Source organism: Streptomyces cinnamoneus, from assembly GCF_002939475.1.
Classification (GTDB): Bacteria; Actinomycetota; Actinomycetes; order Streptomycetales; family Streptomycetaceae; genus Streptomyces; species Streptomyces cinnamoneus_A.
Genome location: NZ_PKFQ01000001.1, coordinates 3,176,172 through 3,202,811, shown reverse-complemented (window position 1 = coordinate 3,202,811; position 26,640 = coordinate 3,176,172). Strand labels below are relative to the sequence as shown.

Below are 26,640 nucleotides of genomic sequence, written 5' to 3'. Positions count from 1 at the left end.
TGGCGCTCCCAGGCGTCGATCCCTGGCGTCGACGGTGCGCTCGGGGCGGCCCGATTGACAAACCTTGTTGCCGTTTCTGCAATAGGGGGATGGAAGAGGTGCTCGCCGGGGTAGGCCCGAGGCTCAAGCGCCTGCGCGCGCAGCGCGGCCTGACGCTCGCGGCGCTGTCGGAGACCACCGGCATCTCGGTCAGCACGCTGTCCCGCCTGGAGTCCGGCCACCGCAAGCCGAGCCTGGAACTCCTCCTGCCGATCGCCCACGCCCACCAGGTGCCGCTGGACGAACTGGTGGGCGCCCCGCCGGTCGGCGACCCCCGCGTCCGCCTGAAGCCGGTCGAACGCGGAGACGCGACGGTGGTGCCGCTGACCCGGCAGGCGGGCGGGGTGCAGGCGTTCAAGATGGTCCTCCCCGCCGCCCGCAACGAACCGGAGCCGCGCACGCACGAGGGCTACGAGTGGCTGTACGTGCTGAGCGGCCGGCTACGGCTCGTGCTCGCCGAGCACGACGTCGTGCTGACGGCGGGGGAGGCGGCGGAGTTCGACACCCGGCTGCCGCACTGGTTCGGCAGCACGGGTGAGGGGCCGGTGGAGGTCCTCAGCCTCTTCGGGCCCCAGGGCGAACGCATGCACGTGCGGGCGAAGCCGCGGGCGTGAGCCACACCCGGAGGTGTGGGCCGCGCAACGCCTTGCCCGCCGTACGCGGGGCCCAGGGCGCGACGAGAGTTCGGAGTTCCGGCAGTGCTTTTCGACGTCACCCGCAGCGAATTCGCCGGCATCTTCGGTGAGGACCGGATCGCGACTCTGCCCGTCACCGCCTTCCCGCCCGCCGCCGCGGACACCGAGGGCGCCCGCCTCCTGCAGACCGTCGGCCTCCCCAGCGGGACGTTCCCGCTGCGTCAGCCCGACGAGCACGACGGCCTGCTGCCCCTCGTCCAGGACGTCGTCCACATCGAGGACTTCGAGGACGCCGCGGGCGACTGGCCCGTCATCGGCTGGCTGGTCAACGCGCACCTCGCCCTCGACCCCGTATCCGGCATGGTGCATGCCTTCGACCCCGACGAGGGGACCGTGCGGGAACTCCACACGGACGTCTCTTCCCTCGTCCAGGTCACCTTCCGGTTCCAGCGCCTGCTCGCGGAGTTCACCTTCAGCGGCGACGAGGGCGACGAGGAGGCCGACTTCGAGCGCCTGGACGGCGAGGCCGATCGCATCCGTCGGGAGACGAGCGGCATCGACCCGCTCCCCTTCCAAGACGACGAGACCGTCTGGTCGGTGGTGGGCGATGAGATCGCCATGGGCCGGCGCTTCAAAGGCGACAGCCCGGGAGCCCGCTCGCTCTACGGGTGATCGCCGGCCGATGCCCGCCACGCACCCCGCTTCCGGCCGCGCAGCGTGCGGAGCCGGGCGCAGCCCGGCGGCTCTTCGGGGGCGGCGTTGCGGGCTCGGGCGGCTTCGGCGCGGTGGGGCAGTGAATTCGGCTCGGCCGGGTGCGGGTTTCGTCTCGCGCGCCTTCGGCACAAGGCGCCGGCAGCGGAAGGGGACGGGGCGGGGCTGCGGTCCGGTGGCCGGGGTGTCGGGCCGGCTTAGGGTCGGGGGCACCGATGCCTCCGCTGCGCTGCGGTGCGGGTTGCTGCCGCGGTCCTTCCGCCGGTCCGCTGTCGAGGTGCCGCTGGTGGGGTGGCGCAGCGAAGCGCGACCCGTCGCTGCGCTCCTCACCGCGGACGGCACCGCCCCGGCGCAGGGCCCGCGCTTCCGGCCGCGCAGCGGGCGGCCTCTGGGGCGCAGCCCTGCCCCCTCCCCGTCCCAAGCCGCGAAGCGGCGCAGCGCACACTTCGTGCCGTGGCGGGCACCCTCTCCATGGCTGCTCCGGCGCGTCCGGCCGCGCACGGGTGGCCCCCGAGGGCGCAGCGCGAGCGAAGCCGCGGGGGTAGAGGACGCGGTCCCGGGTCAGCCGCGCTGTTGCTTGAGGCTCGCGATCAGCGCTCCGAGCGCGGTGGGGTTGGTCTGGATGACGGTGCCGGGGGCTTCGCTCTCTCTGAGGTGCAGGGGTCCCGCTGCGGGGCGGGCTAGCTCGACGCAGTTGTTGCCGCCCCCCGCACAGAATGAGGAGCGCTGCCATGCGCGGACATCTGTTCCATAGCCCCCGCTCGTCAATTCGTCAGACATGCTGCTCCTTGAGGCTGCGGAGGAAAGCGCGGACGTTTGTGGGGTTGGTGGCCAGTACTGTCTCGGGTGTGTCGCTTTCGCGTATCCAGACGGTCCTGCCGTGTTGCGCGACCTCGACGCAGTTTTCTCCGTTCGCTCCGGAGAAGCTCGATTTCTGCCATTGCGGTTCTTGGCTCACTGCTGACTCTCTCAGGACTCGCTTGCGACATGGTGGATGAACTTGAGTGACTCTTCCGGCGAGAGTGCGGCCCGCTCTGCTGCGGTGAAGAGAGCTCGATACCGTTCGAGGTCGGCTTCGGAGTCCAGGAAGCTCCCGCCGAGTGCGCTGTCGATTTGAACAGTGTCGAGCTGTGGCACGCACCCGACCGCATAGAGGACAGGCTGTGTGGCGGCTTCGATGAAGCGTTCACTGTTGAACGGGACCACGCGAACGGTGACGCGGGGCCTTTCACATGCTGCCATCAGGCATTTGAGCTGCGCTCGCGCTGTTGATGCGCCGCCGAACCTCATCCGCAAGGCCGCCTCGTGGATGATCGCCGAGAAGGCCGGCGGGTCCTCCCCCTCCAAGAGAAGTTGACGCCTCATCCGATGGGCGAGGCGGGCTTCCAGCTCCTCGGTCGGCAACTCAGGGATCCCGCTTCCGAACAACGCGCGGGCGTAAGCCTCGGTTTGTAGCAGTCCGGGAATCGTCACCGTTTGCATGCTGCGAAGGGCGGTTGCGTGGTGCTCTAGCTCGGAAATGTCGAGGAAACCAGGCGAGAGCACCCCACGGTACTCGTCCCACCAGTGCTGCCCCCGGTGCTCCCGAGTGATGGCGCACAGTGCCTCGATCAATGCCTCGTCGCTGCAAGAGTAGAAGGTCGCCAGTCGACGGACGCGCTCCTCGCTCACGCCGACGCGTCCCGCCTCGATGTGGCTGATCTTGGCCTGGTCCGTGGACACCCGGGCGGCAGCCTCGCGGGCCGTCTTGCCTGCGCGTTCGCGAAGCTTGCGGAGCTCCGTGCCCAGGCGCACCTGTCGTGCGGTCGGGTTCTCCCTTGGCGGCATCGGCCCCTCTTCCCTACTTCCCTATCGGTGTTCAGTGTTGCGCCAACCGTGCCACGGGTCCATCGTCCGGGTCAGGAACTTGCGACAACCTTGCTCCGGGGCATAGTTGCCCCTACGGTCGTACCCACATCGCGCAGCAGGCCGTCAGGCCCAAGTGCCGCCCCAGGCACGCCCATTGGTGCGCGTCTCATCGGCTGATCACCCTGGGAGCAACCCATGTGTACCGCCATCGCACCCGCCCACCGGCCCAGCGCCTTCTACGAGCTGGCCGCGCCCGTCAGCGTCACCACCCCGCGCCTCGCACGTCAGTTCGTCACCGGCGCGCTGGAGGCGACCGGGCACCCCGCGCTCATCGACGACGCTCGCGTCTGTGTGTCCGACGCCGTCACCAACGTCGTGCAGCACGCGCGCGTGGCCGCCCTCTCCGTCGAGGTCACCGTCTGCGCGGCGCACGCCGTCATCGGGGTGCGGGACGGTGACGTGCGCCGGCGGCCGTACCGGCGACAGGCGGGCGCCGGGGACGAGAGGGGCCGCGGACTCGTGCTCGTCCGCGGCCTCTCCTACGACTCCGGCGTGAGTCTCGTCTGGGACGGGCTCGAACTCATCGGCAAGCGCGTGTGGTTCGAGCTGCGCGAGCAGTGAGGGCTACGGCTCCCGGTGGCCGCCCCGCCAGGCCGCGTACAGGCCCGACAAGGCGATGGCGATGGCGGCCAGGGACTGGGGCGCGACCCCCAGCGCGACCAGAACCGTGCCCGTCGCGAGCACGGCGAGAAAGACGATGAGGTCGTGAACTGCACGTCCGTCGTTGCTCATTGGCACCCTTTTCCGTTGTCCGTGGTGTACGACATCAGAGTCGGCGGGGACGGACGTGCTGCGGCAGGCGCAGCGGTGCTGCCACGCCGCCTGGCAGCAAGGGGGAAGCACGCGATGGGGGAGTTACTTCCGTTCGGCGACGGGCTGTCGCCCGAGACGCGCGCGCTCGCGCAGGCGTTGCGGGAGCTTTTCGCGGGGCTTGGCATTTCCGAGCGCCGGTACGCCGCCCGGCGGAGCTACGACTCCTCCACCGTCTCCCGCTACCTCAGCGGGCAGCGGATGCCGTCGTGGGAGTTCGTCCTCAACCTCCTGCACGACGTCGCGGAGGAGCGCGGGACCGTCCCGACCGCGGAGACGACCGAGATGCTGCGCGCGCGGCACACCGCCGCGCTCAAGGCGGGCAAGAGCCCGACGCACAAGGTCCAGCTGCTGGAACAGCAGCTGGCCGTCGCCGACCAGCAGGCCCGGAAGGTCGCCGCGCGGGAGCGGTGGCTGGAGGACACGCTCCGGGACCGGGAACACCGCATCCGGGATCTCCAGATGCAGCTCCAGGCCGGGCCGGGGCCGCTCGGCCCCGAGGCCGGCGCCCTCGGCGACGACCACGTGGAGCTGCGGGCCGAGATCGAGCAGCTCAAGCAAGAGCTGGCGCGGGCCCGGGCGCTGCACCGGCAGGCGGAGGAGCGGTGCGAGGAGCTCGAACGCCAGCTGGCCGAGGCCGACCGGGGCGAGGGCGAGGGCGCGAAGCCCGTGGGGGTGGTGCCTGAAGGCGACAGCGTGGCGGGCTGGACCGGCACTGTCATCCACGGGGACGTCCACGTGACCACGGCGGGCGGCTGGAACGTCGACGAGGAGCTGGTCGCCTCCGCGACCGTATCGATCCTCACCCAGGGGGTCCTCTCCAACGGGCTGCTCGTCGACCGCACCACGGTGGTGACCTCGTGGGCGTCCCTCTCGTCGGTGGTGATGCCCGCCGAGGCCGAGGTGCTCGACCGCTGGCACGGCACCCGCGTGCCCGCCCGGGTCGTCGAGCGCCTCCCCCCGGAGATGGGACCCGTGGCCGATTCCTCCCGGCCGTACCCGGGCCTCGCGGTGTTGCGGCTGTCCCGGCCGTGGACGGCCCCCACCCCCGCCCTCCGCCTCGGCAGGCAGCCGCTGCCGGGAAGCCAGCTGCTCGTCAACGCGAGCGGTGGGCGTGACGCGGAGACCGCCGGGCCGTACTCCTGCCTGCTGGAGGTCAAGGGCCGCACCGGCAGCTGGCTACGGGTCGAGGGCGAGCTCGTGCGGGGACTGTGGGGGGCGCCCGCCTTCAACGTGGCGACCGGCGAGCTCGTCGGCATGGTCAGCAGCCTCAACATGACCACGCAGAAGGGCCTCCTCGCCCCCGCCGAAGCCCTCCTCGACCTCACCACCCTCAACTTCACCACCCCCTAATCCACCCCATCGTGTGCGCTCAGCACCCCCTTGGGCGGGAAGCATCGGAATAGTCCGTTCTGTGGCAGTAAGAGCAGGACGGACCGGAAACACCCCCCAGCGAAGGAAATCCACCGATGCCGCATCCGCGTCCCGCCGTCCGGCGAACCGCACGTCGTCGCCGGCCCCGCCCGGCTCCGCGCCCGTTGCCACCCCGCGCCGTCCGGCTGGCCCTCGTGGCCGCGGCGCTCGCGCTGCCCGCCGCCGGGCTGGTGGCGGCGGCCGCGGCGGAGCCCGGGCACGCCGTCGTGACGTGCACCGTCGACGGCACCGTGGTGACCGGGACCCTCGTCAGCGGCACCGCCGGCCACGAGGCGATCGTCTGCCCCGGCGCCGTGGGCGACACCGTGATCGACGAGCAGAGCGCCGCGACGGCGCCTCCCGTGGACGGCGACGCCGGGAACGGCGTCCTCCACGTCGGCACCCACCAGGGGGCCGTCGACCCCTGCACCGGCCACCGGGGTGCCCCGGCTCTCCGCTGCGCACCCTGAATGTCGGAATTCGCCTCGGGCCGAAGAGGTTTGTGCGGAGGGGCGAGGAGCCGCAGACTCCAAGTACCGGCACGGGGGACCGGGCGCCCAGGGAACTACGGGGGTGGGCACCTGGGCGCACCCGCGCGAGCGGGTGGCCGGCAACGGGGGAAACGGGGGAGAACGGGGGGAAACGGGGGAAAGCCGAAGGGCCGCCGTTCCGAGCGGGGGAAACGGCGGCCCTTCGTCGAGCTGTCACACGGTGACGTCGGGCGTCACAGGACGCGCACGGCACCCGTGGGCGGGGAGTAGCTCAGGCTGCGCTCGACGATGCCGGTGCTGGGGTTCTGCGCACCGATGAACTTGCCGCCGCCGACGTAGACGGCCACGTGGTGCGCGCTGCCGGCCGGGCCCCAGTAGAGGATGTCGCCGACCTGGAGGTTGCCGAGGCCCACCTGGGTGCCGGCCGTCGACTGGTCCTCGGAGACGCGCGGCAGGTCGATGCCGATCTGGCTGTACGCGGCCATGACCAGGCCGGAGCAGTCGTAGGCGTTGGGGCCGGTGGAGCCCATCACGTACGCCTTGCCGAGCTGGCCCTCCAGGAAGGCGACCAGGGAGGCGGCGTTGCCGGTGGCGGCCTTCGTGGTCTTGGTGGAGGCGGTGCTCAGGGAGCCGCGCTCGGAGGAGCGGGAGGCGCGGGCCTCCTCGGCCTCGCGCTTCTCCTTGGCCTCGGCGGCCTTCCGCTCGGCCTCGGCCTTGCGCTCCGCCTCGTCCTTCACCTTCTTGGCGTCGGCCTTGGCGTGGGTCGCGGCCTCGTCCACGTGCGCGCGGACCTCGAAGTCGTCGGCGGTCTGCTGGGTGGCGACCGCGCTCTCGGCGATCGAGTTGGCGATGGCCGCGTTGAACGCGGGCATCTCCACCGTCGCCTCGGTCGGCTTCTCGACGGCGTGGGCGGAGGCGGAACCCGCTCCGGCCACGGCCAGGGTGCTGAGGACGCCACCGGCCACACCCGTGCGGACGACCCAGGACTGGGTCGTGGTGCGACGGGGCTTCCGGTGGCTGGTTATGTGCGCGTTCGGGGACATGGCACAACGGACTACCAGTACGCACAGGTTGAGTTCAAGAAGAGTGGCGTGCGTCACAATTGGCGTGTACGGGCTCAGAATTCGGGCTTTTGATCACAGGGGGGTCACGACCCCGCCCCGCACGGGCGACCCGAACAGGCTCCCCAGCATGGCGTTTGACCCCACCGAACCGCTGGCGACCGTGTCTTATCACTTTTACGGCTCGCGCGTCGAGGCTACCCAGCAAAACCGGACTCCGAACCTCTTGGCGCGTGGCACAACTCACGCAACCGCCGCCCTGCCCCCTCGCTCGTGAATCGAAGCGCGAGCCGGCGTTCCGTCGAGGGTCCGCGGACGCTTCCGACCCCTCCCCGTCGTCGGTCGGTCGCCGGGGCGGACCGCCCGGGAGGCGGCGCTGACGGCCGTCGCCCCAGCGGGTGGCGCTCATTATCAGTTGACAGTCGATCACGCCAATTTGCCTGTACCCGCCACGGCTTGATAATGCCTCACCCCCTTTGACCAGCGGTCGGGCCTCCGAATGTCACCTCTGGTGATCACTCAACCGCTTCGCGTATGAAGATCACCGCTCATCCGACTTAATGATCGTTCGTCAGGTGGTGGAGATCACAAACGTGGTGCCGTACGCCGTGTCGCAGATCACAGACCGGCGGGCATAGGATGCAGTCGAACCGGGCTTGTGAACTGCCTCACATGTTGGCGATCTTCGCGGCGACCACGCGGTGACCACCCTCCCGAGGCGGAGCGCCCGCCGGGTCCGGTCAGCCAGCAGTCAGTGTCGACAGACTGGAAGGAGCGAGGAGCGGTGAACGCCTACGCGCCCATCCTCGTACTGGGAGCCCTCGGTGCCGGCTTCGCGATCTTCTCCGTGGTCATGGCATCGCTCGTCGGGCCCAAGCGGTACAACCGCGCCAAGCTCGAGGCCTACGAATGCGGCATCGAGCCGACCCCGCAGCCGGCCGGTGGCGGTCGCTTCCCGATCAAGTACTACCTGACGGCGATGCTCTTCATCGTCTTCGACATCGAGGTCGTCTTCCTCTATCCCTGGGCGGTCACCTTCGACTCCCTGGGGTTGTTCGGGCTCGTGGAGATGCTCCTCTTCGTGCTCACCGTCTTCGTCGCCTACGCCTATGTATGGCGTCGCGGCGGCCTGGAATGGGACTAGGGGGCACAGCAATGGGACTCGAGGAGAAGCTGCCCAGCGGCTTCCTGCTGACCACCGTCGAGCAGGCCGCGGGCTGGGTGCGCAAGGCGTCCGTCTTCCCGGCCACCTTCGGCCTGGCCTGCTGCGCCATCGAGATGATGACCACCGGCGCCGGGCGCTACGACATGGCCCGCTTCGGCATGGAGGTGTTCCGCGGCTCGCCCCGCCAGGCCGATCTGATGATCGTGGCCGGCCGGGTCAGCCAGAAGATGGCCCCCGTGCTGCGGCAGGTCTACGACCAGATGCCGAACCCCAAGTGGGTGATCTCCATGGGCGTCTGCGCGTCCAGTGGCGGCATGTTCAACAACTACGCGATCGTGCAGGGCGTCGACCACATCGTCCCGGTCGACATCTATCTGCCCGGCTGCCCGCCCCGCCCCGAGATGCTCCTCGACGCGATCATCAAGCTCCACCAGAAGATCCAGAACGAGAAGCTCGGCGCCCACCGCGAGGAGGCGGAGCGCGAGGCGGAGGAAGCCGCGCTCAAGGCCCTGCCCCTGATCGAGATGAAGGGGCTGCTGCGATGAGCGAGCCGAACCCCAAGGGCCCCGAGGACCGCAAGGACCCGAAGGACACCAAGGCCGCCAACGGCACCGGTGTCGGTGGCGGCCCCCCGAAGCGCAACGGCGCCGCCGCGGACCGCAAGCCCCCCGAGGCCGCGCCGGCCGCCCAGGGCGGCAAGACCGCCCCGGGCCCCGACGGGCCCAACCCGGACAAGGAGCTCGACGCCCAGAACCTGCCCGGCCAGCGGCTCGACCACGGCGACGTGATCGGCGTCCGGCGCGGCATGTTCGGAGCCGACCGGGGCGCCGACACCTCCGGCTACGGCCGCCTCGTGCGCACCGTACGGCTGCCCGGCGAGTCCCCCCGTCCTTACGGCGGCTGGTTCGACGAGGTGGCCGACGAGCTGGAGGGCGCGCTGGAGGAACAGGACCTCCTCCCGGAGAACGCGATCGAGAAGACCGTCGTCGACCGCGGCGAGCTGACCTTCCATATCGCCCGCGAACACCTGCCGCGCGTCGCCCGGACCCTCCGCGACGACCCCGCCCTCCGCTTCGAGCTGTGCACGGGCGTGAGCGGAGTGCACCACCCCGGCGACAAGGGACGCGAGCTGCACGCCGTCTACCACCTGCGCTCGATCACCCACAACCGGATGATCCGGCTGGAGGTGAGCGCCCCGGACACCGATCCCCACATCCCGTCCGTCGTCGACGTCTATCCGACCAACGACTGGCACGAGCGCGAGACCTACGACTTCTTCGGGCTGGTCTTCGACGGACACCCGGCACTCGCGCGGATCATGATGCCCGACGACTGGCAGGGCTTCCCGCAGCGCAAGGACTACCCCCTCGGCGGCATCCCCGTCGAGTACAAGGGCGCTCAGATCCCGGCTCCGGACCAGCGGAGGTCGTACAGCTGATGTCGACACCAACCAGCCCCCGCGAGACCACCGAGGGCGCCGTCTACACCGTCACCGGCGGCGACTGGGACGAGATCGCCGAGGCCGCCAAGCGGGCCGACGACGAGCGCATCGTCGTCAACATGGGCCCGCAGCACCCCTCCACCCACGGCGTGCTCCGGCTGATCCTGGAGATCGACGGCGAGACCGTCACCGAGGCCCGCTGCGGCATCGGCTACCTCCACACCGGCATCGAGAAGAACCTCGAATTCCGGAACTGGACCCAGGGCACCACGTTCGTGACGCGCATGGACTACCTGACGCCCTTCTTCAACGAGACGGCCTACTGCCTGGGCGTCGAGAAGCTGCTGGGCATCGCGGAGCAGGTGCCCGACCGCGCGAGCGTCATCCGGGTCATGCTCATGGAGCTGAACCGAATCTCCTCGCACCTGGTGGCCATCGCCACCGGCGGCATGGAGCTCGGCGCCACCACGATCATGATCTACGGCTTCCGGGACCGCGAGCTCGTGCTCGACATCTTCGAGCTGATCACCGGCCTGCGCATGAACCACGCCTACGTACGCCCCGGCGGCCTCGCCCAGGACCTGCCGCCCGGCGCCGTGGACCAGGTGCGCGAGTTCGTGAAGAAGATGCGCAGGAACCTGCCCGAGTACGACAAGCTCGCCACCGGCAACCCCATCTTCAAGGGCCGCATGCAGGACATCGGCTACCTCGACCTCGCCGGCTGCCTGGCGCTCGGCGCGACCGGCCCGATCCTGCGCTCGGCCGGCCTTCCGCACGACCTGCGCAAGGCACAGCCCTACTGCGGTTACGAGAACTACGACTTCGACGTGCCGACCGCCGACACCTGCGACGCCTACGGCCGCTTCCTGATCCGCCTGGAGGAGATGCGCCAGTCGCTGCGGATCGTCGAGCAGTGCCTGGACCGGCTCCAGCCCGGGCCGGTCATGGTCGCGGACAAGAAGATCGCCTGGCCCGCCCAGCTGGCCCTCGGGCCGGACGGGCTCGGCAACTCCCTCGACCACATCAAGAAGATCATGGGCACCTCCATGGAGGCCCTGATCCACCACTTCAAGCTGGTGACGGAGGGCTTCCGGGTGCCCCCCGGGCAGGCGTACACGGCCGTGGAGTCGCCCAAGGGGGAGCTGGGCGTGCACGTGGTCAGCGACGGCGGCACCCGCCCCTACCGGGTCCACTTCCGGGACCCGTCCTTCACCAACCTCCAGGCGATGGCGGCGATGTGCGAAGGCGGCATGGTCGCCGACGTGATCGTCGCGGTCGCGTCGATCGACCCCGTGATGGGAGGCGTAGACCGGTGAGCGACGTCTCGCTGGGGATGCCGCAGCTCCCCGCCCCCGACTACCCCGCCGACGTCCGGGCCCGGCTGGAAGCGGACGCCAAGGACGTGATCGCCCGCTACCCCGACAGCCGCAGCGCCCTGCTGCCCCTGCTGCACCTGGTGCAGGCCGAGGAGGGGTACGTCACCCGCACCGGCATCCGCTTCTGCGCCGAGCAGCTCGGGCTCACCACGGCCGAGGCCACGGCGGTCGCCACCTTCTACACGATGTACCGGCGCAAGCCCGGCGGCGACTACCAGGTGGGCGTCTGCACCAACACCCTGTGCGCCGTGCTCGGCGGGGACGCGATCTTCGACGCGCTCAAGAGCCACCTCGGCGTCGGCAACGGCGAGACCACCGCCGACGGCAAGGTCACCCTGGAGCACATCGAGTGCAACGCCGCCTGCGACTACGCCCCCGTGGTGATGGTCAACTGGGAGTTCTTCGACAACCAGACCGTGGAGAGCGCCACCCGCCTCGTCGACGACCTGCGCGAGGGCCGCACCGCCAGGCCCACACGCGGCGCGGCCCTGTGCACGTACAAGGAGACGGCCCGCATCCTGGCCGGCTTCCCCGACCAGCGGCCGGGGGCGGTCGAGGAGAGCGGCGGCGCCGGGCCCGCCTCCCTCGCGGGGCTGCGGCTGGCCAAGGGCGAGACCGGCCCGGCCCGGGTCGGCCCCCCGCGCGGCGAACCGCCGCAGGACGAGCGCCCGCCCGAGCACCCCAGCTCCCACGACGCGCCCCAGCAGACGTCCGCATCGGACCCTCAGCACCCCAGCGGGCCCGTCACCGAGGAGGGGGAGGGATGACCGTGGCACCCGAGATCTTCGAGACCAGTCCCGAGAAACTGCTCGCGCCCGTGCTCAGCGCCTTCTGGGACGAGCCCCGCTCGTGGACGCTGGAGACCTACCTGCGGCACGACGGCTACGAGGGCCTGCGCAAGGCCCTGGACATGACGCCCGACGAACTCATCGGCTACGTCAAGGACTCCGGGCTGCGCGGCCGCGGCGGCGCCGGCTTCCCCACCGGGATGAAGTGGCAGTTCATCCCCCAGGGCGACGGCAAGCCCCACTACCTCGTCGTCAACGCCGACGAGTCCGAGCCCGGCACCTGCAAGGACATCCCCCTCCTCTTCGCCAACCCGCACTCCCTCATCGAGGGCATGGTGATCGCCTGCTACGCGATCCGCTCCAGCCGGGCCTTCGTCTACCTGCGCGGCGAGACCGTCCCCGTCCTGCGACGGCTGCACGAGGCCGTGCGCGAGGCCTACGCGGCCGGCTACCTCGGCCGGAACATCCTCGGCAAGGGCCTCGACCTCGACGTCACCGTGCACGCCGGCGCGGGCGCCTACATCTGCGGCGAGGAGACCGCCCTCCTCGACTCGCTCGAAGGCCGCCGCGGCCAGCCCCGGCTCCGGCCCCCCTTCCCCGCCGTCGCGGGCCTGTACGCGTGCCCCACCGTGGTGAACAACGTCGAGTCCATCGCATCGGTTCCCGCGATCCTCAACAGGGGCAAGGAATGGTTCCGTTCGATGGGCAGCGAGAAGTCCCCGGGCTTCACGCTGTACTCCCTCAGCGGCCACGTCGCGGGCCCCGGCCAGTACGAGGCCCCCCTCGGCATCACGCTGCGCCAGCTGCTCGGCATGAGCGGCGGCATGCGCCCCGGCCACCGGCTCAAGTTCTGGACGCCCGGCGGCTCCTCGACCCCCCTGCTCACCGACGAGCACCTCGACGTGCCGCTGGACTACGAGGCCGTGGGCGCCGCCGGCTCGATGCTCGGCACGAAGGCCCTCCAGTGCTTCGACGAGACGACCTGCGTCGTGCGGGCCGTCACCCGCTGGACGGAGTTCTACGCGCACGAGTCCTGCGGCAAGTGCACGCCCTGCCGCGAAGGCACCTACTGGCTCGTCCAGTTGCTGCGCGACATCGAGGCCGGCAAGGGCAGGATGCCCGACCTCGACAAGCTCGACGACATCGCCGACAACATCAACGGCAAGTCCTTCTGCGCCCTCGGCGACGGCGCCGCGAGCCCGATCTTCTCCTCGCTGAAGTACTTCCGCGGCGAGTACGAGCAGCACGTCAAGGGCAAGGGATGTCCCTTCGACCCGGCCAAGTCGACCGTGTGGGCCGACGGCCCGCACCACAACCAGCGCTCTCACCTGGGGGTGAACGCATGACAGTCACCACGTCCGCCCCCTCGTCGGGAGGGAACGCGGCCGTTCCACCAGAGGACCTGGTCTCCGTCACCATCGACGGCGTCCAGATCTCCGTGCCCAAGGGAACGCTGGTGATCCGGGCGGCCGAGATGCTCGGCATCGAGATCCCGCGCTTCTGCGACCACCCCCTGCTGGACCCGGTCGGCGCCTGCCGGCAGTGCATCGTGGAGGTCGAGGGACAGCGCAAGCCCATGGCGTCCTGCACGATCACCTGCACCGACGGCATGGTCGTGCGGACCCAGCTCACCTCGCCGGTGGCCGAGAAGGCCCAGCGCGGCGTGATGGAGCTGCTGCTGATCAACCACCCCCTCGACTGCCCCGTCTGCGACAAGGGCGGCGAATGCCCCCTGCAGAACCAGGCCATGAGCGCCGGGCAGGCCGACTCCCGCTTCGAGGGCCGCAAGCGCACCTACGAGAAGCCGCTGCCGATCTCCACCCAGATCCTGCTCGATCGCGAGCGGTGCGTGCTGTGCGCGCGCTGCACCCGCTTCTCCCAGGAGATCGCCGGCGACCCGATGATCGAGCTGCTGGAGCGCGGCGCGCTGGAGCAGGTCGGCACGGGCGAGGGCGATCCCTTCCAGTCGTACTTCTCCGGCAACACCATCCAGATCTGCCCCGTGGGGGCGCTGACCTCGGCGGCGTACCGATTCCGCGCCCGGCCCTTCGACCTCGTCTCCTCGCGGTCGGTGTGCGAGCACTGCGCCGGCGGCTGCGCGTTGCGCACGGACCACCGGCGCGGCAAGGTGATGCGCCGGCTCGCCGCCGAGGACCCCGAGGTCAACGAGGAGTGGGTGTGCGACAAGGGACGCTTCGCGTTCCGCTACGCCCAGCGGCCGGAGCGGCTGGAGACCCCGCTCGTGCGCAACGAGCAGGGCGCGCTCGTGCCGGCGAGCTGGCCGGAGGCGCTGGAGGCCGCCGCCCGGGGCCTGGCGGCGGCGCGCGGCCGGGCCGGGGTGCTGACCGGCGGCCGGCTCACGGTCGAGGACGCCTACGGTTACGCCAAGTTCGCGCGTGTCGCCCTCGACACGCACGACGTCGACTTCCGGGCCCGTGTGCACAGCGGTGAGGAGGCCGACTTCCTCGCGGCCCACGTCGCCGGGCGCGGCAGGGACCTGGACGGCGGCGGCGTGACGTACACGGCGCTGGAGACGGCGCCGGCGGTGCTGCTGGCCGGCATCGAGGCGGAGGAGGAGGCGCCCGGGGTCTTCCTGCGGCTGCGCAAGGCCTGGCGCAAGCGCGGTCAGCGGACCTTCGCGCTGGCCACGTACGCCAGCCGGGGCCTGGCCAAGACGGGCGGCACGCTGCTGCCCGCCGCCCCCGGCACGGAGACCGAGTGGCTGCGGGCGCTGGCCGGCGCCTCTGGGCTCGACGCCGACGGCCGGGCCGCGGCGGAGGCGCTGCGGACCGAGGGCGCGGTGATCGTGGTCGGCGAGCGGCTGGCCGGGGTGCCGGGCGCGCTGACGGCGGCGGTGGCGGTGGCCGGGGAGACGGGCGCGGCCCTGGTGTGGATCCCGCGCCGGGCCGGCGAGCGCGGGGCGCTGGAGGCGGGCGCGCTGCCCGGGCTGCTGCCCGGCGGCCGGCCCACCACGGACCCGCGGGCGCGCGAGGAGACGGCGGCGGTGTGGGGCCTGCCGGAGCTGCCCCGCAGCCCCGGCCGGGACACCGGCCAGATCGTCGAGGCGGCGGCCCGCGGTGAGCTGGGCGCCCTGCTCGTGGGCGGTGTGGAGGTCGCGGACCTGCCCGACCCCGCGCGGGCGCGCGAGGCGCTGGACGCGGTGGGCTTCCTGGTGAGCCTGGAGCAGCGGCCGAGCGAGGTGTCGGACCGTGCGGACGTGGTGCTGCCCGTCGCGGCGGCGGTCGAGAAGTCCGGGACGTTCCTCGACTGGGAGGGCCGGGCCCGCCCGTTCGAGACGGCACTCAAGCCGGACCAGGTGACGCGGCGCAACACGCTGCCGGACGTACGGGTGCTGCACATGCTGGCCGACGCCATGGGCGTCCGCCTGGGACTGCCCGACGTCCCGGCCGCCCGGGCGGAGATGGCGCGGCTGGGCCCCTGGGCCGGCGAGCGGGCCGGCGGCCCGGCCGAGCCCGCCCGGCCGCTGCCGCGGCCCGAGCGCGGCGAGGCGGTGCTCGCCGGGCACCGGCTGCTCCTCGACCGGGGGCGCCTCCAGGACGGCGACGAGGCGCTCGCCGGCACCCGGCACGCTCCCCTCGCCCGGCTGTCGGCGGCGACCGCCGCCGAGGCCGGGGTGCCCGACGGCGGCGTCCTCGCCGTGAGCGGGCCCGCCGGGACGCTGCGGCTGCCGCTGCGGGTCACGGCGATGCCGGACCGCGTGGTGTGGCTGCCGCTGAACTCCGTGGGCGGCGGCGTCGCCTCCGACCTCGGGGCGCGCCCCGGAGAGCTCGTACGGATCGGTGCGGTGACCGGCGAGGACGCCGGGACCGAGGGACCGGAGGTGCGGTCGTGAACCCTGCGCTGCAACAACTCGCCGTCGAGGACCTGTCGTTGTTCGGCAGGGACCCGTGGTGGCTGGTCGTCGTCAAGGCCGTGTTCTGCTTCGCCTTCCTGATGGTGACCGTGCTGTTCTCGATCGTCTGGGAGCGCAAGGTCGTCGCCTGGATGCAGCTGCGCATCGGCCCCAACCGGCACGGCCCGTGGGGGATGCTCCAGTCGCTGGCCGACGGCGTGAAGCTGATGCTCAAGGAGGACGTGATCGTCCGGCGCGCGGACAAGGTCGTCTACGTCCTGGCGCCGATCGTCGCCGCGATCCCGGCCTTCATGGCCGTCGCGGTCATCCCCTTCGGCCCGGCCGGCAACGAGGTCTCCGTCTTCGGCCACCGCACGACGATGCAGCTGACGGACCTGCCGATCGCCGTGCTCTACATCCTCGCCGTCGCCTCGGTCGGCATCTACGGCATCGTGCTGGCGGGCTGGTCGTCCGGCTCGACCTATCCGCTGCTGGGCGGCCTGCGCTCGTGCGCGCAGATGATCTCGTACGAGATCGCGATGGGCGCGGCCTTCGCCTCGGTCTTCCTCTACTCCGGCTCGATGTCCACCTCGACGATCGTCGAGGCCCAGCACGACCGGTGGTACGTGCTGCTGCTGCCGGTGTCCTTCCTGATCTACATCGCCACGATGGTGGGTGAGACCAACCGGGCGCCGTTCGACATGCCGGAGTCCGAGGGCGACCTCGTGGGCGGCTTCAACACCGAGTACTCCTCGATCAAGTTCGCGATGTTCATGCTCGCCGAGTACGTGAACATGGTGACGGTCTCGGCGGTGGCCACCACCCTCTTCCTGGGCGGCTGGCGGGCCCCGTACCCCGTCTCCTCCTTCTGGGAGGGGGCGAACCACGGCTGGTGGCCGATGCTGTGGTTCGTCATCAAGGTGCAGCTGCTGCTGTTCTTCTTCATCTGGCTGCGCGGCACGCTGCCCCGGGTGCGCTACGACCAGCTGATGAAGCTGGGCTGGAAGGTGCTGATCCCCGTCTCCGTGACGTGGCTGATGCTCGTCGCGACCGTACGGGCGCTGCGGAACGAGAACTACGACTTCCAGGACATCGTGCTCTACGTCGGCGGCGGGGTCCTCGGGATCCTCCTGCTCTCCCTGCTGGCCGACGTCTTCCGGGACCGCGACGGCCGGCGCGGGGCCGCGCCCGCCGAGGGGCCGCCGCCGTTCGACCCCATGGCGGGCGGTTTCCCCGTGCCGCCGCTGCCCGGTCAGGAGCTGCCCCCGGTGCCCCGGCGCGGGCCGCGCCGCGACCGGGAGCTGATTGTCAGTGGCGGGGTGGACGCTCTGAGTGACGGAAAGGAGGCTGACGGCGGTGTCTGAGTTCCAGAATCCCGTGGCCGGCTTCGGCGTGACCTTCAAGGCCATGTTCAAGAAGCGGCTGACCGAGCAGTACCCGGAGGAGAAGAAGCACACCGCGCCGCGCTTCCACGGCCGCCACCAGCTCAACCGGCACCCCGACGGCCTGGAGAAGTGCGTCGGCTGCGAGCTGTGCGCCTGGGCCTGCCCGGCGGACGCGATCTACGTCGAGGGCGCGGACAACACCGACGAGGAGCGCTACTCCCCGGGCGAGCGGTACGGCCGCGTCTACCAGATCAACTACCTGCGCTGCATCCTGTGCGGCCTGTGCGTCGAGGCCTGCCCGACCCGGGCCCTGACGATGACCAACGAGTACGAACTGGCCGACGCCAGCCGCGAGTCGCTGATCTACACCAAGGAGCAGCTGCTCGCCGGGCTGGACGACCGCATGGTCGACACCCCGCACGCCATCTACCCCGGCATGACCGAACAGGACTACTACCGGGGCCTGGTGACCGGTGCGGCGCCCGGGACGGTCCGGCAGGTGGCGGTCTCCAACGGCGAGAAGCCCCAGGAGAACCACGAGGAAGGGGTGGAGGCATGAGCGTCGCTGCCGCCGCCGGGGCGACGTCGACGGGCGAGGCGGTCCAGTTCTGGCTGCTGGCCGTGGTCGCGGTGGCCGGCGCCCTCGGCACGATCCTCATGAAGAGGGCCGTGCACAGCGCGCTGTCGCTCGCCGGCACCATGATCGTCCTGGCGGTCTTCTACCTCGCCAACGGCGCGTACTTCCTGGGCATCGTGCAGATCGTCGTCTACACCGGCGCGATCATGATGCTGTTCCTGTTCGTGGTGATGCTGGTGGGCGTCACCGCCGCCGACTCGCTGAAGGAGACGATCAGGGGGCAGCGCCTGCTCGCCGGGCTGTGCGTGCTGGGCTTCGGCATCCTGCTGGTCGCCGGCATCGCCAACGCCTCGCTGCACGACTTCAACGGGCTCGGCCAGGCCAACTCCGGCGGCAACGTCCAGGGCCTCGCCGCCCTGATCTTCACCAAGTACGTCTTCGCCTTCGAGATCACCGGCGCCCTGCTCATCACCGCCGCCGTGGGGGCCATGGTCCTCACCCACCGCGAGCGCACCGAGCGGGCCGCCACCCAGCGCGAGCTGTCCGAGCGGCGCGTCCGCGAGGGCAAGCAGCTGCCCCCGCTGCCCGCCCCCGGCGTCTACGCCCGGCACAACGCCGTCGACATCCCCGCCCTGCTGCCCGACGGCACGCCGTCCGAGCTGAGCGTCAGCGCCACGCTGCGCGCCCGGGGCCAGGTCCGCGACGTCTCCGGCGACGCGCTCGCCGACCTGGCGGCGCTGGAGCAGCGGTCGGAGGAACGGCTGGAGCGCCGCCAGGGCCGCAAGGAGGAGGGTGCCAAGTGAATCCCGTCAACTACCTCTACCTGGCGGCCCTGTTGTTCACCATCGGTGCCGCCGGTGTGCTCATCCGCCGGAACGCGATCGTCATCTTCATGAGCGTGGAGCTGATGCTGAACGCCTGCAACCTGGCGTTCGTCACCTTCTCCCGGATGCACGGCAATCTCGACGGCCAGATCATCGCCTTCTTCACGATGGTCGTGGCCGCCGCCGAGGTCGTCATCGGCCTGGCGATCATCGTGACGATCTTCCGCTCCCGCCACTCGGCCTCGGTCGACGACGCCAGCCTGCTGAAGCTGTAAGGGGATCGCAGACGTGGAGAATCTGATCGGACTGCTCGTCCTCGCCCCCTTGCTGGGCGCGGGCCTGCTCCTCTGCGGTGGCCGCCGGCTCGACCGGAGCGGCCACTGGATCGGCACCCTGCTGGCGGCCGCCTCCTTCTGCCTCGGCGTGGTGCTCTTCGCGGACATGCTGGGCCGCGGCGCCGAGGACCGCGAGCTGGGCGTCAAGGTCTTCAGCTGGGTGCCGGTCGGCGGGTTCCGCGCCGACGTGGGCTTCCAGCTCGACCAGCTGTCGATGACGTTCGTGCTGCTGATCACGGGCGTGGGCTCGCTCATCCACCTCTACTCCGTGGGGTACATGGCCCACGACGAGCGGCGGCGGCGCTTCTTCGGCTACCTCAACCTCTTCCTCGCGGCGATGCTGCTGCTCGTCCTCGCCGACAACTACCTGCTGCTGTACGTGGGCTGGGAGGGCGTCGGCCTGGCGTCGTACCTGCTCATCGGCTTCTGGCAGCACAAGCCGAGTGCCGCCACGGCGGCGAAGAAGGCCTTCATCGTCAACCGCGTGGGTGACGTGGGGCTCTCCATCGCCGTGATGGTGATGTTCACGACCTTCGGCACCTTCGCCTTCGGGCCCGTCCTGGAGAACGCGGAGCAGGCGGGCGAGGGCAAGCTCACCGCCATCGGCCTGATGCTCCTGCTGGCCGCCTGCGGCAAGTCGGCCCAGGTGCCGCTGCAGTCCTGGCTCGGGGACGCGATGGAGGGCCCGACGCCGGTGTCGGCGCTCATCCACGCGGCCACGATGGTGACCGCCGGCGTCTACCTGATCACCCGGTCCGGGGCGGTCTTCGACGCCGCGCCCGACGCGCAGACCGCGGTCGTCACGGTCGGCGCGGTGACGCTCCTCTTCGGTGCGATCGTCGGTTGCGCCAAGGACGACATCAAGAAGGCCCTAGCGGGCTCGACGATGTCCCAGATCGGCTACATGATCCTCGCCGCCGGGCTCGGCCCCGTCGGCTACGTCTTCGCGATCATGCATCTGGTGACCCACGGCTTCTTCAAGGCAGGCCTCTTCCTCGGTGCCGGATCGGTCATGCACGGCATGAACGACGAGGTGGACATGCGGCGTTACGGCGGCCTGCGGAAGTACATGCCGGTCACATTCGTCACGTTCGGTCTCGGCTACCTCGCCATCATCGGCTTCCCCGGACTGTCCGGCTTCTTCTCCAAGGACAAGATCATCGAGGCGGCCTTCGCGAAGGGCGGCACCGAGGGGTGGATCCTGGGCGGGACCGCCCTGCTCGGCGCGGCCATCACCGCGTACTACATGACGCGGGTGATGATCCTGACGTTCTTCGGCGAGGAGAGGTGGCGGCCCGCCCCCTCCCCGGACGAGCCCAGCGCCGAGCCCGCCGCGGAGACGCGCGGCGAGGGCGAGCCGCCCCACCCGCACGAATCACCCCGGACGATGACCATCCCCATGATCGTCCTGGCCTTCGGATCGGTCTTCGCGGGCGGGCTGTTCAGCATCAACGACACCTTCCTGAACTGGCTCGAACCCGTCACCGGGCACGCCGAGGGGCACTCGCCGGTCACCGCGGTCCAGGTCACCGCGGCCACCATGGTCGTCCTCGTCGTGGGCGTCGCGCTCGCCTGGGCGCAGTACGGGCGCCGGCCGGTGCCGGTCACCGCGCCGCGCGGCAGCCTGCCGGTGCGCATCGCCCGCCGGGACCTGCTCCAGGACGACTTCAACCACATCGTGCTGGTGCGCGGCGGGGAACACCTCACCCGCAGCCTGGTCTACGTCGACCACACCCTGGTCGACGGCGTCGTCAACGGCACCGCCGCCTCCGTCGGCGGGCTGTCGGGCCGGATGCGCAGGCTGCAGAACGGCTACGCGCGGTCGTACGCGGTCTCGATGTTCGGCGGTGCGGCGGTCCTCATCGCCGCGACCCTGCTGATGAGGGCGGTCTAGTCATGTCATTTCCCCTGCTGACGGTCACGGCGGCGGTGCCCGCGGCCGGTGCCGTCGCCACGGCCGCCGTGCCGGCCGCGCGCCGCGTGGCGGCCAAGTGGCTCGCGCTGGTCTTCTCGCTCGCCACGCTGGTGCTCGCGGGCGTCCAGCTCGTGCGCTTCGACCCGGACGCCAAGGGCCCGTTCCAGCTCACCGAATCCCACGCCTGGATCAAGGACTTCGGGGTGCGGTACGACCTGGGGGTCGACGGCATCGCGGTCGTGCTGATCGCCCTGACCGCGCTGCTGGTGCCCTTCGTCCTCCTGGCCGGCTGGCACGACGCCGACCCCCTGGAGACCCACTCCTCGCGCTGGCGGCCCACCCAGGGCTTCTTCGCGCTGATCCTCATGGTCGAGGCGATGGTGATCATCGCCTTCGAGGCCACGGACGTCTTCGTCTTCTACATCTTCTTCGAAGCCATGCTCATCCCGATGTACTTCCTCATCGGCGGCTTCGGGGACCGGGCGGGCGAGCGCGGCGAGGCGGAGTCCGCGGCGCAACGCTCCTACGCCGCCGTGAAGTTCCTCCTCTACAACCTCGCCGGCGGGCTGATCATGCTCGCCGCCGTCATCGGGCTGTACGCGGTCACCGCCCACCAGCTCGGCACCGGCACCTTCTCCCTCCAGGAGATCCTCCAGGCGCGCGCCGACGGCCGGCTGGACCTCGCGACCAGCACCGAGCGGTGGCTCTTCCTCGGCTTCTTCTTCGCCTTCGCCGTCAAGGCGCCGCTGTGGCCGCTGCACACCTGGCTGCCCAACGCCATGGGGGAGGCCACCTCGCCCGTCGCCGTGCTGATCACCGCGGTGGTCGACAAGGTCGGCACGTTCGCGATGCTCCGCTTCTGCCTCCAGCTCTTCCCCGAGGCGTCGAAGTGGGCAACCCCGGTGATCCTGGTGCTCTCCCTCGTCAGCATCCTCTACGGGGCGCTGCTGGCCGTCGGACAGCGGGACATCAAGCGCCTGATCGCCTACGCCTCCCTCTCGCACTTCGGCTTCATCGTCATGGGCGTCTTCGCGATGACCACCCAGGGCCAGGGCGGCGCGACGCTCTACATGGTCAACCACGGGATCTCCACGGCCGCGCTCATGCTGGTCGCGGGCTTCCTGATCTCGCGGCGCGGCTCCCGGCTCATCGCCGACTACGGCGGCGTGCAGAAGGTCGCGCCCCTGCTCGCCGGGACCTTCCTGGTGGGCGGTCTGGCCACGCTCTCGCTGCCGGGGCTCGCGCCCTTCGTCTCCGAATTCCTCGTCCTGGTCGGCACGTTCAGCCGCCACCCCGTCATCGGCGTCCTCGCGACCGTGGGCATCGTGCTCGCCGCGCTGTACGTCCTGGTCCTCTACCAGCGCACCATGACCGGCCCGGTCAGGGAGCCGGTGCGCGGCATGCCGGACCTGCGGGTGCGCGAGCTGGTCGTCGTCGGACCGCTGATCGCGCTGCTGATCGTCCTCGGCGTCTATCCCAAGCCGCTCACCCGGATCGTGGAGCCCGCGGTCGAGCACACGATGTCGCAGGTCCACCAGAGCGACCCCAAGCCCGATGTGCACGTGAACGATGTGGAGGCCGCGAAGTGAGCCACGCAGCATCTGTCCACAGCCTGTGGACAATCGCGGCGGCCGAGGCGCCGAAGAAGATCCCCGCGCCGCACATCGAGTACGCCCAGCTGTCGCCGACGCTCATCGTGCTCGGCGCGGCGCTCGTGGGCGTCCTCGTCGAGGCGTTCCTGCCGCGCCGGGCCCGCTACCACGCCCAAGTGGCCCTGGCCGCCCTCGCGATGGCCGCCGCCTTCGCCGCCGTCGTCGTCCTGGCCGCCGGCGGCTACGCCTCGGACAAGGCGCACATCGCCGCCATGGGCGCCGTCGCCGTCGACGGCCCGGCCCTCTTCCTCCAGGGCACCGTCCTGCTCGTCGGCCTCGTCGCCGTCTTCACGTTCGCCGAACGCAGGCTCGACCCGGCCGCGCACGGCCGGCCGGTCGACTCCTTCGCCGCGCAGGCGGCGGCCGTGCCGGGCGGGGAGTCCGAGCGGAAGGCGGTCCGGGCGGGGCTGACGACCACCGAGGTCTTCCCGGTCCTGCTCTTCGCCGTCGGCGGCATGCTGGTCTTCCCCGCCGCCAACGACCTGCTGACCCTGTTCATCGCCCTTGAGGTCTTCTCCCTGCCGCTGTACGTGCTGTGCGCCCTGGCCCGCCGCCAGCGGCTGCTGTCGCAGGAGTCCGCGGTCAAGTACTTCCTGCTGGGCGCCTTCTCCTCCGCCTTCCTCCTCTTCGGCGTGGCCCTGCTGTACGGGTACGCCGGCACCGTCACCTACGCGGGCGTCGCCGACGTCGTCTCCGGCACCGTGCGGTCCGTCGACCCGGCGCTCGCGGCGACGATGGGCAACGACGCGCTGCTGCTGATCGGCGGCGCCATGGTGCTGATGGGGCTGCTGTTCAAGGTGGGTGCGGTGCCGTTCCACATGTGGACCCCCGACGTCTACCAGGGCGCCCCCACGCCCGTCACCGGCTTCATGGCGGCCGCGACGAAGGTCGCCGCCTTCGGCGCGCTGCTGCGCCTGCTCTACGTCGTCCTGCCCGGCATGCGCTGGGACTGGCGTCCGGTGATGTGGGGCGTCGCCATCGTCACGATGCTGGTCGGCGCGGTCGTGGCCGTCACCCAGACCGATGTGAAGCGGCTCCTGGCCTACTCCTCCATCGCCCACGCGGGCTTCATCCTCGCGGGCGTCATCGCCGTCACGCCCGACGGGGTCTCCTCGGTCCTCTTCTACCTGGGCGCGTACTCCTTCGTCACGCTGGGCGCCTTCGCGGTGGTGACGCTGGTGCGGGACGCGGACGGCGAGGCCACCCACCTGTCGAAGTGGGCGGGCCTGGGCCGCCGTTCGCCGCTGGTCGCGGCCGTCTTCGCGGTGTTCCTGCTGGCCTTCGCGGGCATCCCGCTGACCAGCGGCTTCGCGGGGAAGTTCGCGGTCTTCAAGGCGGCGGCGCAGGGCGGGGCGGGCCCGCTGGTCGTGGTGGGCGTGATCTCCTCGGCGATCGCCGCGTTCTTCTACGTCCGGGTGATCGTGCTGATGTTCTTCAGCGAGCCCAAGGCCGACGGCCCGACGGTCGCCGTGCCGAGCCCGCTGACGTCCACGGCCATCGCCATCGGGGTGGCGGTGACGCTCGTCCTCGGAGTGGCGCCGCAGTACTTCCTGGACCTCGCCGGACAGGCGGGGACGTTCGCGAGGTAGCGACCGGCCCCCTCCACGACGACCGCCGCCCGGCCCCCGCGAAGGGGTGCCGGGCGGCAGTGTGTCGCGCTCAGGGGTCCGGTCAGCCGGCGGGCTTCACGGGGATGTTGGTGGGAAGCCCGGCGGGCAGGCCCGCGGGCTTGCCGTCCGCGCCGACGGTCTTGGTGAGGGTGTCCTCCTTGCCGGAGGCCCAGGAGATCGTCAGGCTCTTGCCGTCGAAGCTCTTGACGGTGCCCTTGCCGTATTCGGTGCTGCCGTCCTGGCAGTGCGTGATGTCGAGGGTGACCGGCTGGGCGGTGTCGTTCACCTTGCCCGAGCAGGCGGTCTTCCCGCTGAGCATCACCGTGTTGCTGGCGAAGGACAGGATGAGCAGGCTCTGGTCCGAGAGCTTGCCCTTCGACCAGCCGCCGCTGAGGTCGGCGGCCTTGACGTTGGCGGGCTTGTCGGCGGCCGGAGCGCCCGAGGGCTGCTTGGCGGGGTCGGCCGGGGCCGTGGCGCCGGTCTCCTTGCCCTTGTCGCCGCCCTTGTCGTCGCTGCTCTTGCTGCAACCCGTCATCAGCACAGCGGCGATGAGCGCCGCCCCCGTGATCTGTACTGCCTTGCGCACGTGCTCTCTCTTCCTCGTGTCCAGCCCCTGTTGGAACTGGACACGACAAGTTAGCAGCGCTCAGCTTCCGCAGCCGCCCCCGCAGCCCCCGCCGCAGCCGTGCCCGCCGTGACCGCCGCAGCCGTGACCACCCCCGTCGCCGCCGCCCGAGCCGGTGCCGTCCGAGGAGTGGGAGCGGGCGTTGCGGTGCACCGCGGAGGCGATCCACCCGTCGCGCGTGAGCCGGCGCATGGGTCTGCGGTCACGCCGCCCGCTCCACCCCGGATACAGCCGTTCGGTGATCCCTATGGCGTCGGTCAGGGCCGCCAGCGTCCGGGAGCGCGGGTCGGGGAAACCCTCCTGCCGGGCGGCCTCGAAGCGCCCGCGGGCGGGGTTGGTGAGGTCGGTCTTCCCCACCGGGTAGCGCAGCTCCCGGAACACGGCGAAGCGCTGCCGCTCCACCGTGAGCGCCCCCCGCTCGATCAGGCCCATGACCACGGCCTCCTCCTGCCCCTTGGCCGCGGCCCGTATCCACTGGTGGGTCTTCGGGGGGCGGTCGCCGGGCACGGTCAGGCTCGCCAGCGCCCAGTCGAGCCGGGGGTCGGGAGCCGGCGGCAGGGCGGGGACGACCACGGCCGGGCGGCCGTCGTCCTCGGTGACCTGCCCGCGCAGCTCCAGCTCCGCGAGGACGGCCCCGGCCAGTCCGTACTCCAGGGTCCGGGGCCGGCACAGCTTCTTGCCGTCGGCCGGTCCGTGGGCGAGGAGCAGGAGCTCCTCGGCCAGCGTCAGGTTTGCGGCACCGTCAGTGTTCATGGGCCGGGACGATACGGCCGGTGACCTCCCCGAGGCCCACGCGGGTGCCGTCCGGGCCCGGCGCCCAGGCGGTGAGGGTCACGACGTCGCCGTCCGCCAGCCAGGGGCCCTTGCCCTGGGTGAGTTCGAGCAGACAGCCCACCTGGTCGGGCTCCGGGCCGCTGACCGTACCGGAGGCGTAGAGGTCGCCGGTGCGCAGCGAGGCGCCGTTGACCGTCATGTGGGCGAGCTGCTGGGCGGCGGTCCAGTACATGGCGGAGAAGGGCGGCCGCGTGATCGTCTCGCCGTTGACGGCCACCTCGATGCGCAGGTCGATGCCGCCCGGCTCCGCGCCGGAGTCGTCGAGGTAGGGCAGCAGCGGGTGGGTGCGCTCCGGCGGCGCCGTACGGGCCGCGTCGAAGGCCTCCAGCGGGGTGATCCACGCGGAGACGGAGGTGGCGAAGGACTTGCCGAGGAACGGGCCCAGCGGCACGTACTCCCACGCCTGGACGTCGCGCGCCGACCAGTCGTTGAGGAGGCAGACGCCGAACACGTGCTCGCGGAAGTCCTCCAGCGTGACCGGCGTCCCGAGCTCCGTCGGGGTGCCGACGACGAAGCCGACCTCCGACTCCAGGTCCAGGCGCAGCGAGGGCCCGAACGAGGGGGCCTCGTCCGAGGGCGCCTTGCGCTGCCCGCGCGGGCGCACGACGTCGGTGCCGGACACCACGACCGTGCCGGCGCGCCCGTGGTAACCGATCGGCAGGTGCTTCCAGTTGGGAGTGAGCGGATCCGGGGCGTCCGGGCGGAAGATGCGGCCCACGTTGCCCGCGTGGTGCTCGCTCGCGTAGAAGTCGACGTAGTCGGCGACCTCGAACGGCAGGTGCAGCGTGACCTCGTCGAGCGGGTGGAAGTGCGCCTCGTCCGCCAGCCAGCCGCGGACCTCCGCGCGCACCGCCCGCCACACCGGGCGGCCCGCCGCCATCAGCGGGTTGAGGGTCGGACGGTCCAGCAGGCCGGCGTAAGCGGAACCGTGGGCGGCGGCTGCGGCGGCGGCGTCGAGCACGTGTGCGCCGTAGCGCACGCCGACGCGCGGGCGGCCGGGCTCGTCCGCGGTGGTGAAGACGCCGTACGGGAGGGTGGCCGGGCCGAAGGGGTCGCCTTCGGGCAGGTCACGGGGGCCGTGCTGGGGCATGGGATGCTGCCTCGCCTTCGTCCTGGACGATTCGTCAACCGGTGGGCCGGTGAGTCTTGGCCACACATTACGTGCTGACGGCCAGGGGGCAAGGGGTGTCCG

Annotated in this window: 27 protein-coding genes; 19 read left to right on the top strand and 8 right to left on the bottom strand. The window is 71.3% G+C overall.

The annotated features are described in order from the left end of the window. Nucleotides 1–89: 89 nt before the first annotated feature. Both CYQ11_RS13840 and CYQ11_RS13835 read left to right on the top strand, forming a co-directional pair. On the top strand, nucleotides 90–653 hold the full coding sequence (locus tag CYQ11_RS13840; RefSeq protein WP_099199348.1) for a helix-turn-helix domain-containing protein: 564 nt from the start codon (nucleotides 90–92) through the stop codon (nucleotides 651–653). Between the two features lie 84 nt (nucleotides 654–737). Next, the gene (locus tag CYQ11_RS13835) at nucleotides 738–1,346 is read left to right on the top strand and encodes an SUKH-4 family immunity protein (protein ID WP_099199349.1); all 609 of its coding nucleotides are present in this window, start codon (nucleotides 738–740) and stop codon (nucleotides 1,344–1,346) included. A 600-nt stretch (nucleotides 1,347–1,946) separates the two neighbouring features. Here CYQ11_RS13835 and CYQ11_RS13830 read toward each other — a convergent pair. Genes CYQ11_RS13830 through CYQ11_RS13820 form a run of 3 tightly spaced genes read right to left on the bottom strand, consistent with a single transcriptional unit; the run spans nucleotide 1,947 to nucleotide 3,212 of the window. After that, complete coding sequence (locus CYQ11_RS13830; RefSeq protein WP_099199350.1) at nucleotides 1,947–2,165, bottom strand: DUF397 domain-containing protein; 219 nt, start codon at nucleotides 2,163–2,165, stop codon at nucleotides 1,947–1,949. Next, nucleotides 2,158–2,343 carry a DUF397 domain-containing protein gene (locus tag CYQ11_RS13825; RefSeq protein ID WP_099199351.1) on the bottom strand — a complete coding sequence of 62 codons (186 nt, stop codon included), beginning with the start codon at nucleotides 2,341–2,343 and terminating at the stop codon, nucleotides 2,158–2,160. The genes CYQ11_RS13830 and CYQ11_RS13825 overlap by 8 nt, the downstream gene beginning before the upstream one ends. An 11-nt stretch (nucleotides 2,344–2,354) precedes the next feature. Beyond that, entirely contained in the window at nucleotides 2,355–3,212 is an 858-nt protein-coding gene (locus CYQ11_RS13820) for a helix-turn-helix domain-containing protein (protein ID WP_099199352.1), read from the bottom strand. Between the two features lie 216 nt (nucleotides 3,213–3,428). Between CYQ11_RS13820 and CYQ11_RS13815 the strand changes: the two genes are divergently transcribed. Then, nucleotides 3,429–3,854 carry an ATP-binding protein gene (locus CYQ11_RS13815; protein ID WP_099199353.1) on the top strand — a complete coding sequence of 142 codons (426 nt, stop codon included), beginning with the start codon at nucleotides 3,429–3,431 and terminating at the stop codon, nucleotides 3,852–3,854. A 3-nt stretch (nucleotides 3,855–3,857) separates the two neighbouring features. Here the strand turns inward: CYQ11_RS13815 and CYQ11_RS29510 are convergent, their stop codons facing one another. Next, complete coding sequence (locus CYQ11_RS29510) at nucleotides 3,858–4,025, bottom strand: hypothetical protein (protein WP_181143655.1); 168 nt, start codon at nucleotides 4,023–4,025, stop codon at nucleotides 3,858–3,860. 114 nt (nucleotides 4,026–4,139) lie between these two features. Between CYQ11_RS29510 and CYQ11_RS13810 the strand changes: the two genes are divergently transcribed. Further along, nucleotides 4,140–5,456: a hypothetical protein gene (locus tag CYQ11_RS13810; RefSeq protein WP_099199354.1), complete on the top strand. Its 1,317-nt coding sequence runs from the start codon at nucleotides 4,140–4,142 to the stop codon at nucleotides 5,454–5,456. 116 nt (nucleotides 5,457–5,572) lie between these two features. Next, on the top strand, nucleotides 5,573–5,986 hold the full coding sequence (locus CYQ11_RS13805) for a hypothetical protein (protein ID WP_146104686.1): 414 nt from the start codon (nucleotides 5,573–5,575) through the stop codon (nucleotides 5,984–5,986). A gap of 254 nt (nucleotides 5,987–6,240) precedes the next feature. Here CYQ11_RS13805 and CYQ11_RS13800 read toward each other — a convergent pair whose 3' ends face one another. Beyond that, nucleotides 6,241–7,050 carry a C40 family peptidase gene (locus CYQ11_RS13800; RefSeq protein ID WP_099199356.1) on the bottom strand — a complete coding sequence of 270 codons (810 nt, stop codon included), beginning with the start codon at nucleotides 7,048–7,050 and terminating at the stop codon, nucleotides 6,241–6,243. 802 nt (nucleotides 7,051–7,852) lie between these two features. Between CYQ11_RS13800 and CYQ11_RS13795 the strand changes: the two genes are divergently transcribed. The 14 genes from CYQ11_RS13795 to nuoN are packed head-to-tail and all read left to right on the top strand — an operon-like array spanning nucleotide 7,853 to nucleotide 23,968. Further along, the gene (locus tag CYQ11_RS13795; RefSeq protein WP_099199357.1) at nucleotides 7,853–8,212 is read left to right on the top strand and encodes an NADH-quinone oxidoreductase subunit A; all 360 of its coding nucleotides are present in this window, start codon (nucleotides 7,853–7,855) and stop codon (nucleotides 8,210–8,212) included. 11 nt (nucleotides 8,213–8,223) lie between these two features. Beyond that, on the top strand, nucleotides 8,224–8,778 hold the full coding sequence (locus CYQ11_RS13790) for a NuoB/complex I 20 kDa subunit family protein (RefSeq protein WP_099199358.1): 555 nt from the start codon (nucleotides 8,224–8,226) through the stop codon (nucleotides 8,776–8,778). Beyond that, nucleotides 8,775–9,671 carry an NADH-quinone oxidoreductase subunit C gene (locus CYQ11_RS13785; RefSeq protein ID WP_099199359.1) on the top strand — a complete coding sequence of 299 codons (897 nt, stop codon included), beginning with the start codon at nucleotides 8,775–8,777 and terminating at the stop codon, nucleotides 9,669–9,671. Before CYQ11_RS13790 ends, CYQ11_RS13785 begins: the two co-directional genes overlap by 4 nt. Further along, the gene (locus CYQ11_RS13780) at nucleotides 9,671–10,990 is read left to right on the top strand and encodes an NADH-quinone oxidoreductase subunit D (protein ID WP_099199360.1); all 1,320 of its coding nucleotides are present in this window, start codon (nucleotides 9,671–9,673) and stop codon (nucleotides 10,988–10,990) included. The genes CYQ11_RS13785 and CYQ11_RS13780 overlap by 1 nt, the downstream gene beginning before the upstream one ends. 17 nt (nucleotides 10,991–11,007) lie before the next feature. Then, nucleotides 11,008–11,817, top strand: a complete 810-nt coding sequence (nuoE, locus tag CYQ11_RS13775) for an NADH-quinone oxidoreductase subunit NuoE (protein ID WP_099199700.1) — start codon at nucleotides 11,008–11,010, stop codon at nucleotides 11,815–11,817. Beyond that, the gene (gene nuoF, locus CYQ11_RS13770; protein WP_099199361.1) at nucleotides 11,814–13,184 is read left to right on the top strand and encodes an NADH-quinone oxidoreductase subunit NuoF; all 1,371 of its coding nucleotides are present in this window, start codon (nucleotides 11,814–11,816) and stop codon (nucleotides 13,182–13,184) included. Before nuoE ends, nuoF begins: the two co-directional genes overlap by 4 nt. Beyond that, entirely contained in the window at nucleotides 13,181–15,691 is a 2,511-nt protein-coding gene (locus CYQ11_RS13765) for an NADH-quinone oxidoreductase subunit G (RefSeq protein WP_099199362.1), read from the top strand. The genes nuoF and CYQ11_RS13765 overlap by 4 nt, the downstream gene beginning before the upstream one ends. Further along, complete coding sequence (gene nuoH, locus CYQ11_RS13760) at nucleotides 15,688–17,055, top strand: NADH-quinone oxidoreductase subunit NuoH (protein WP_099199363.1); 1,368 nt, start codon at nucleotides 15,688–15,690, stop codon at nucleotides 17,053–17,055. The genes CYQ11_RS13765 and nuoH overlap by 4 nt, the downstream gene beginning before the upstream one ends. Further along, complete coding sequence (nuoI, locus tag CYQ11_RS13755; RefSeq protein ID WP_181143654.1) at nucleotides 17,048–17,635, top strand: NADH-quinone oxidoreductase subunit NuoI; 588 nt, start codon at nucleotides 17,048–17,050, stop codon at nucleotides 17,633–17,635. Before nuoH ends, nuoI begins: the two co-directional genes overlap by 8 nt. Beyond that, nucleotides 17,632–18,456 (top strand): NADH-quinone oxidoreductase subunit J, encoded by an 825-nt coding sequence (locus CYQ11_RS13750; protein WP_099199365.1) that lies wholly within the window; start codon nucleotides 17,632–17,634, stop codon nucleotides 18,454–18,456. Before nuoI ends, CYQ11_RS13750 begins: the two co-directional genes overlap by 4 nt. Next, nucleotides 18,453–18,752, top strand: a complete 300-nt coding sequence (nuoK, locus tag CYQ11_RS13745) for an NADH-quinone oxidoreductase subunit NuoK (protein WP_099199366.1) — start codon at nucleotides 18,453–18,455, stop codon at nucleotides 18,750–18,752. Before CYQ11_RS13750 ends, nuoK begins: the two co-directional genes overlap by 4 nt. A 13-nt stretch (nucleotides 18,753–18,765) precedes the next feature. Continuing rightward, entirely contained in the window at nucleotides 18,766–20,706 is a 1,941-nt protein-coding gene (nuoL, locus tag CYQ11_RS13740) for an NADH-quinone oxidoreductase subunit L (RefSeq protein WP_099199367.1), read from the top strand. Between the two features lie 2 nt (nucleotides 20,707–20,708). Beyond that, nucleotides 20,709–22,316 carry an NADH-quinone oxidoreductase subunit M gene (locus tag CYQ11_RS13735; protein WP_099199368.1) on the top strand — a complete coding sequence of 536 codons (1,608 nt, stop codon included), beginning with the start codon at nucleotides 20,709–20,711 and terminating at the stop codon, nucleotides 22,314–22,316. Then, nucleotides 22,313–23,968 carry an NADH-quinone oxidoreductase subunit NuoN gene (gene nuoN / locus CYQ11_RS13730; protein WP_099199369.1) on the top strand — a complete coding sequence of 552 codons (1,656 nt, stop codon included), beginning with the start codon at nucleotides 22,313–22,315 and terminating at the stop codon, nucleotides 23,966–23,968. Before CYQ11_RS13735 ends, nuoN begins: the two co-directional genes overlap by 4 nt. Nucleotides 23,969–24,050: 82 nt before the next feature. Here nuoN and CYQ11_RS13725 read toward each other — a convergent pair whose 3' ends face one another. Genes CYQ11_RS13725 through fahA form a run of 3 tightly spaced genes read right to left on the bottom strand, consistent with a single transcriptional unit; the run spans nucleotide 24,051 to nucleotide 26,538 of the window. Beyond that, nucleotides 24,051–24,575: a hypothetical protein gene (locus CYQ11_RS13725; RefSeq protein WP_099199370.1), complete on the bottom strand. Its 525-nt coding sequence runs from the start codon at nucleotides 24,573–24,575 to the stop codon at nucleotides 24,051–24,053. A 60-nt stretch (nucleotides 24,576–24,635) separates the two neighbouring features. Then, entirely contained in the window at nucleotides 24,636–25,367 is a 732-nt protein-coding gene (locus CYQ11_RS13720) for a GOLPH3/VPS74 family protein (protein WP_099199371.1), read from the bottom strand. Next, complete coding sequence (gene fahA, locus CYQ11_RS13715) at nucleotides 25,357–26,538, bottom strand: fumarylacetoacetase (RefSeq protein ID WP_099199372.1); 1,182 nt, start codon at nucleotides 26,536–26,538, stop codon at nucleotides 25,357–25,359. Before fahA ends, CYQ11_RS13720 begins: the two co-directional genes overlap by 11 nt. Between the last annotated feature and the right edge of the window lie 102 nt (nucleotides 26,539–26,640).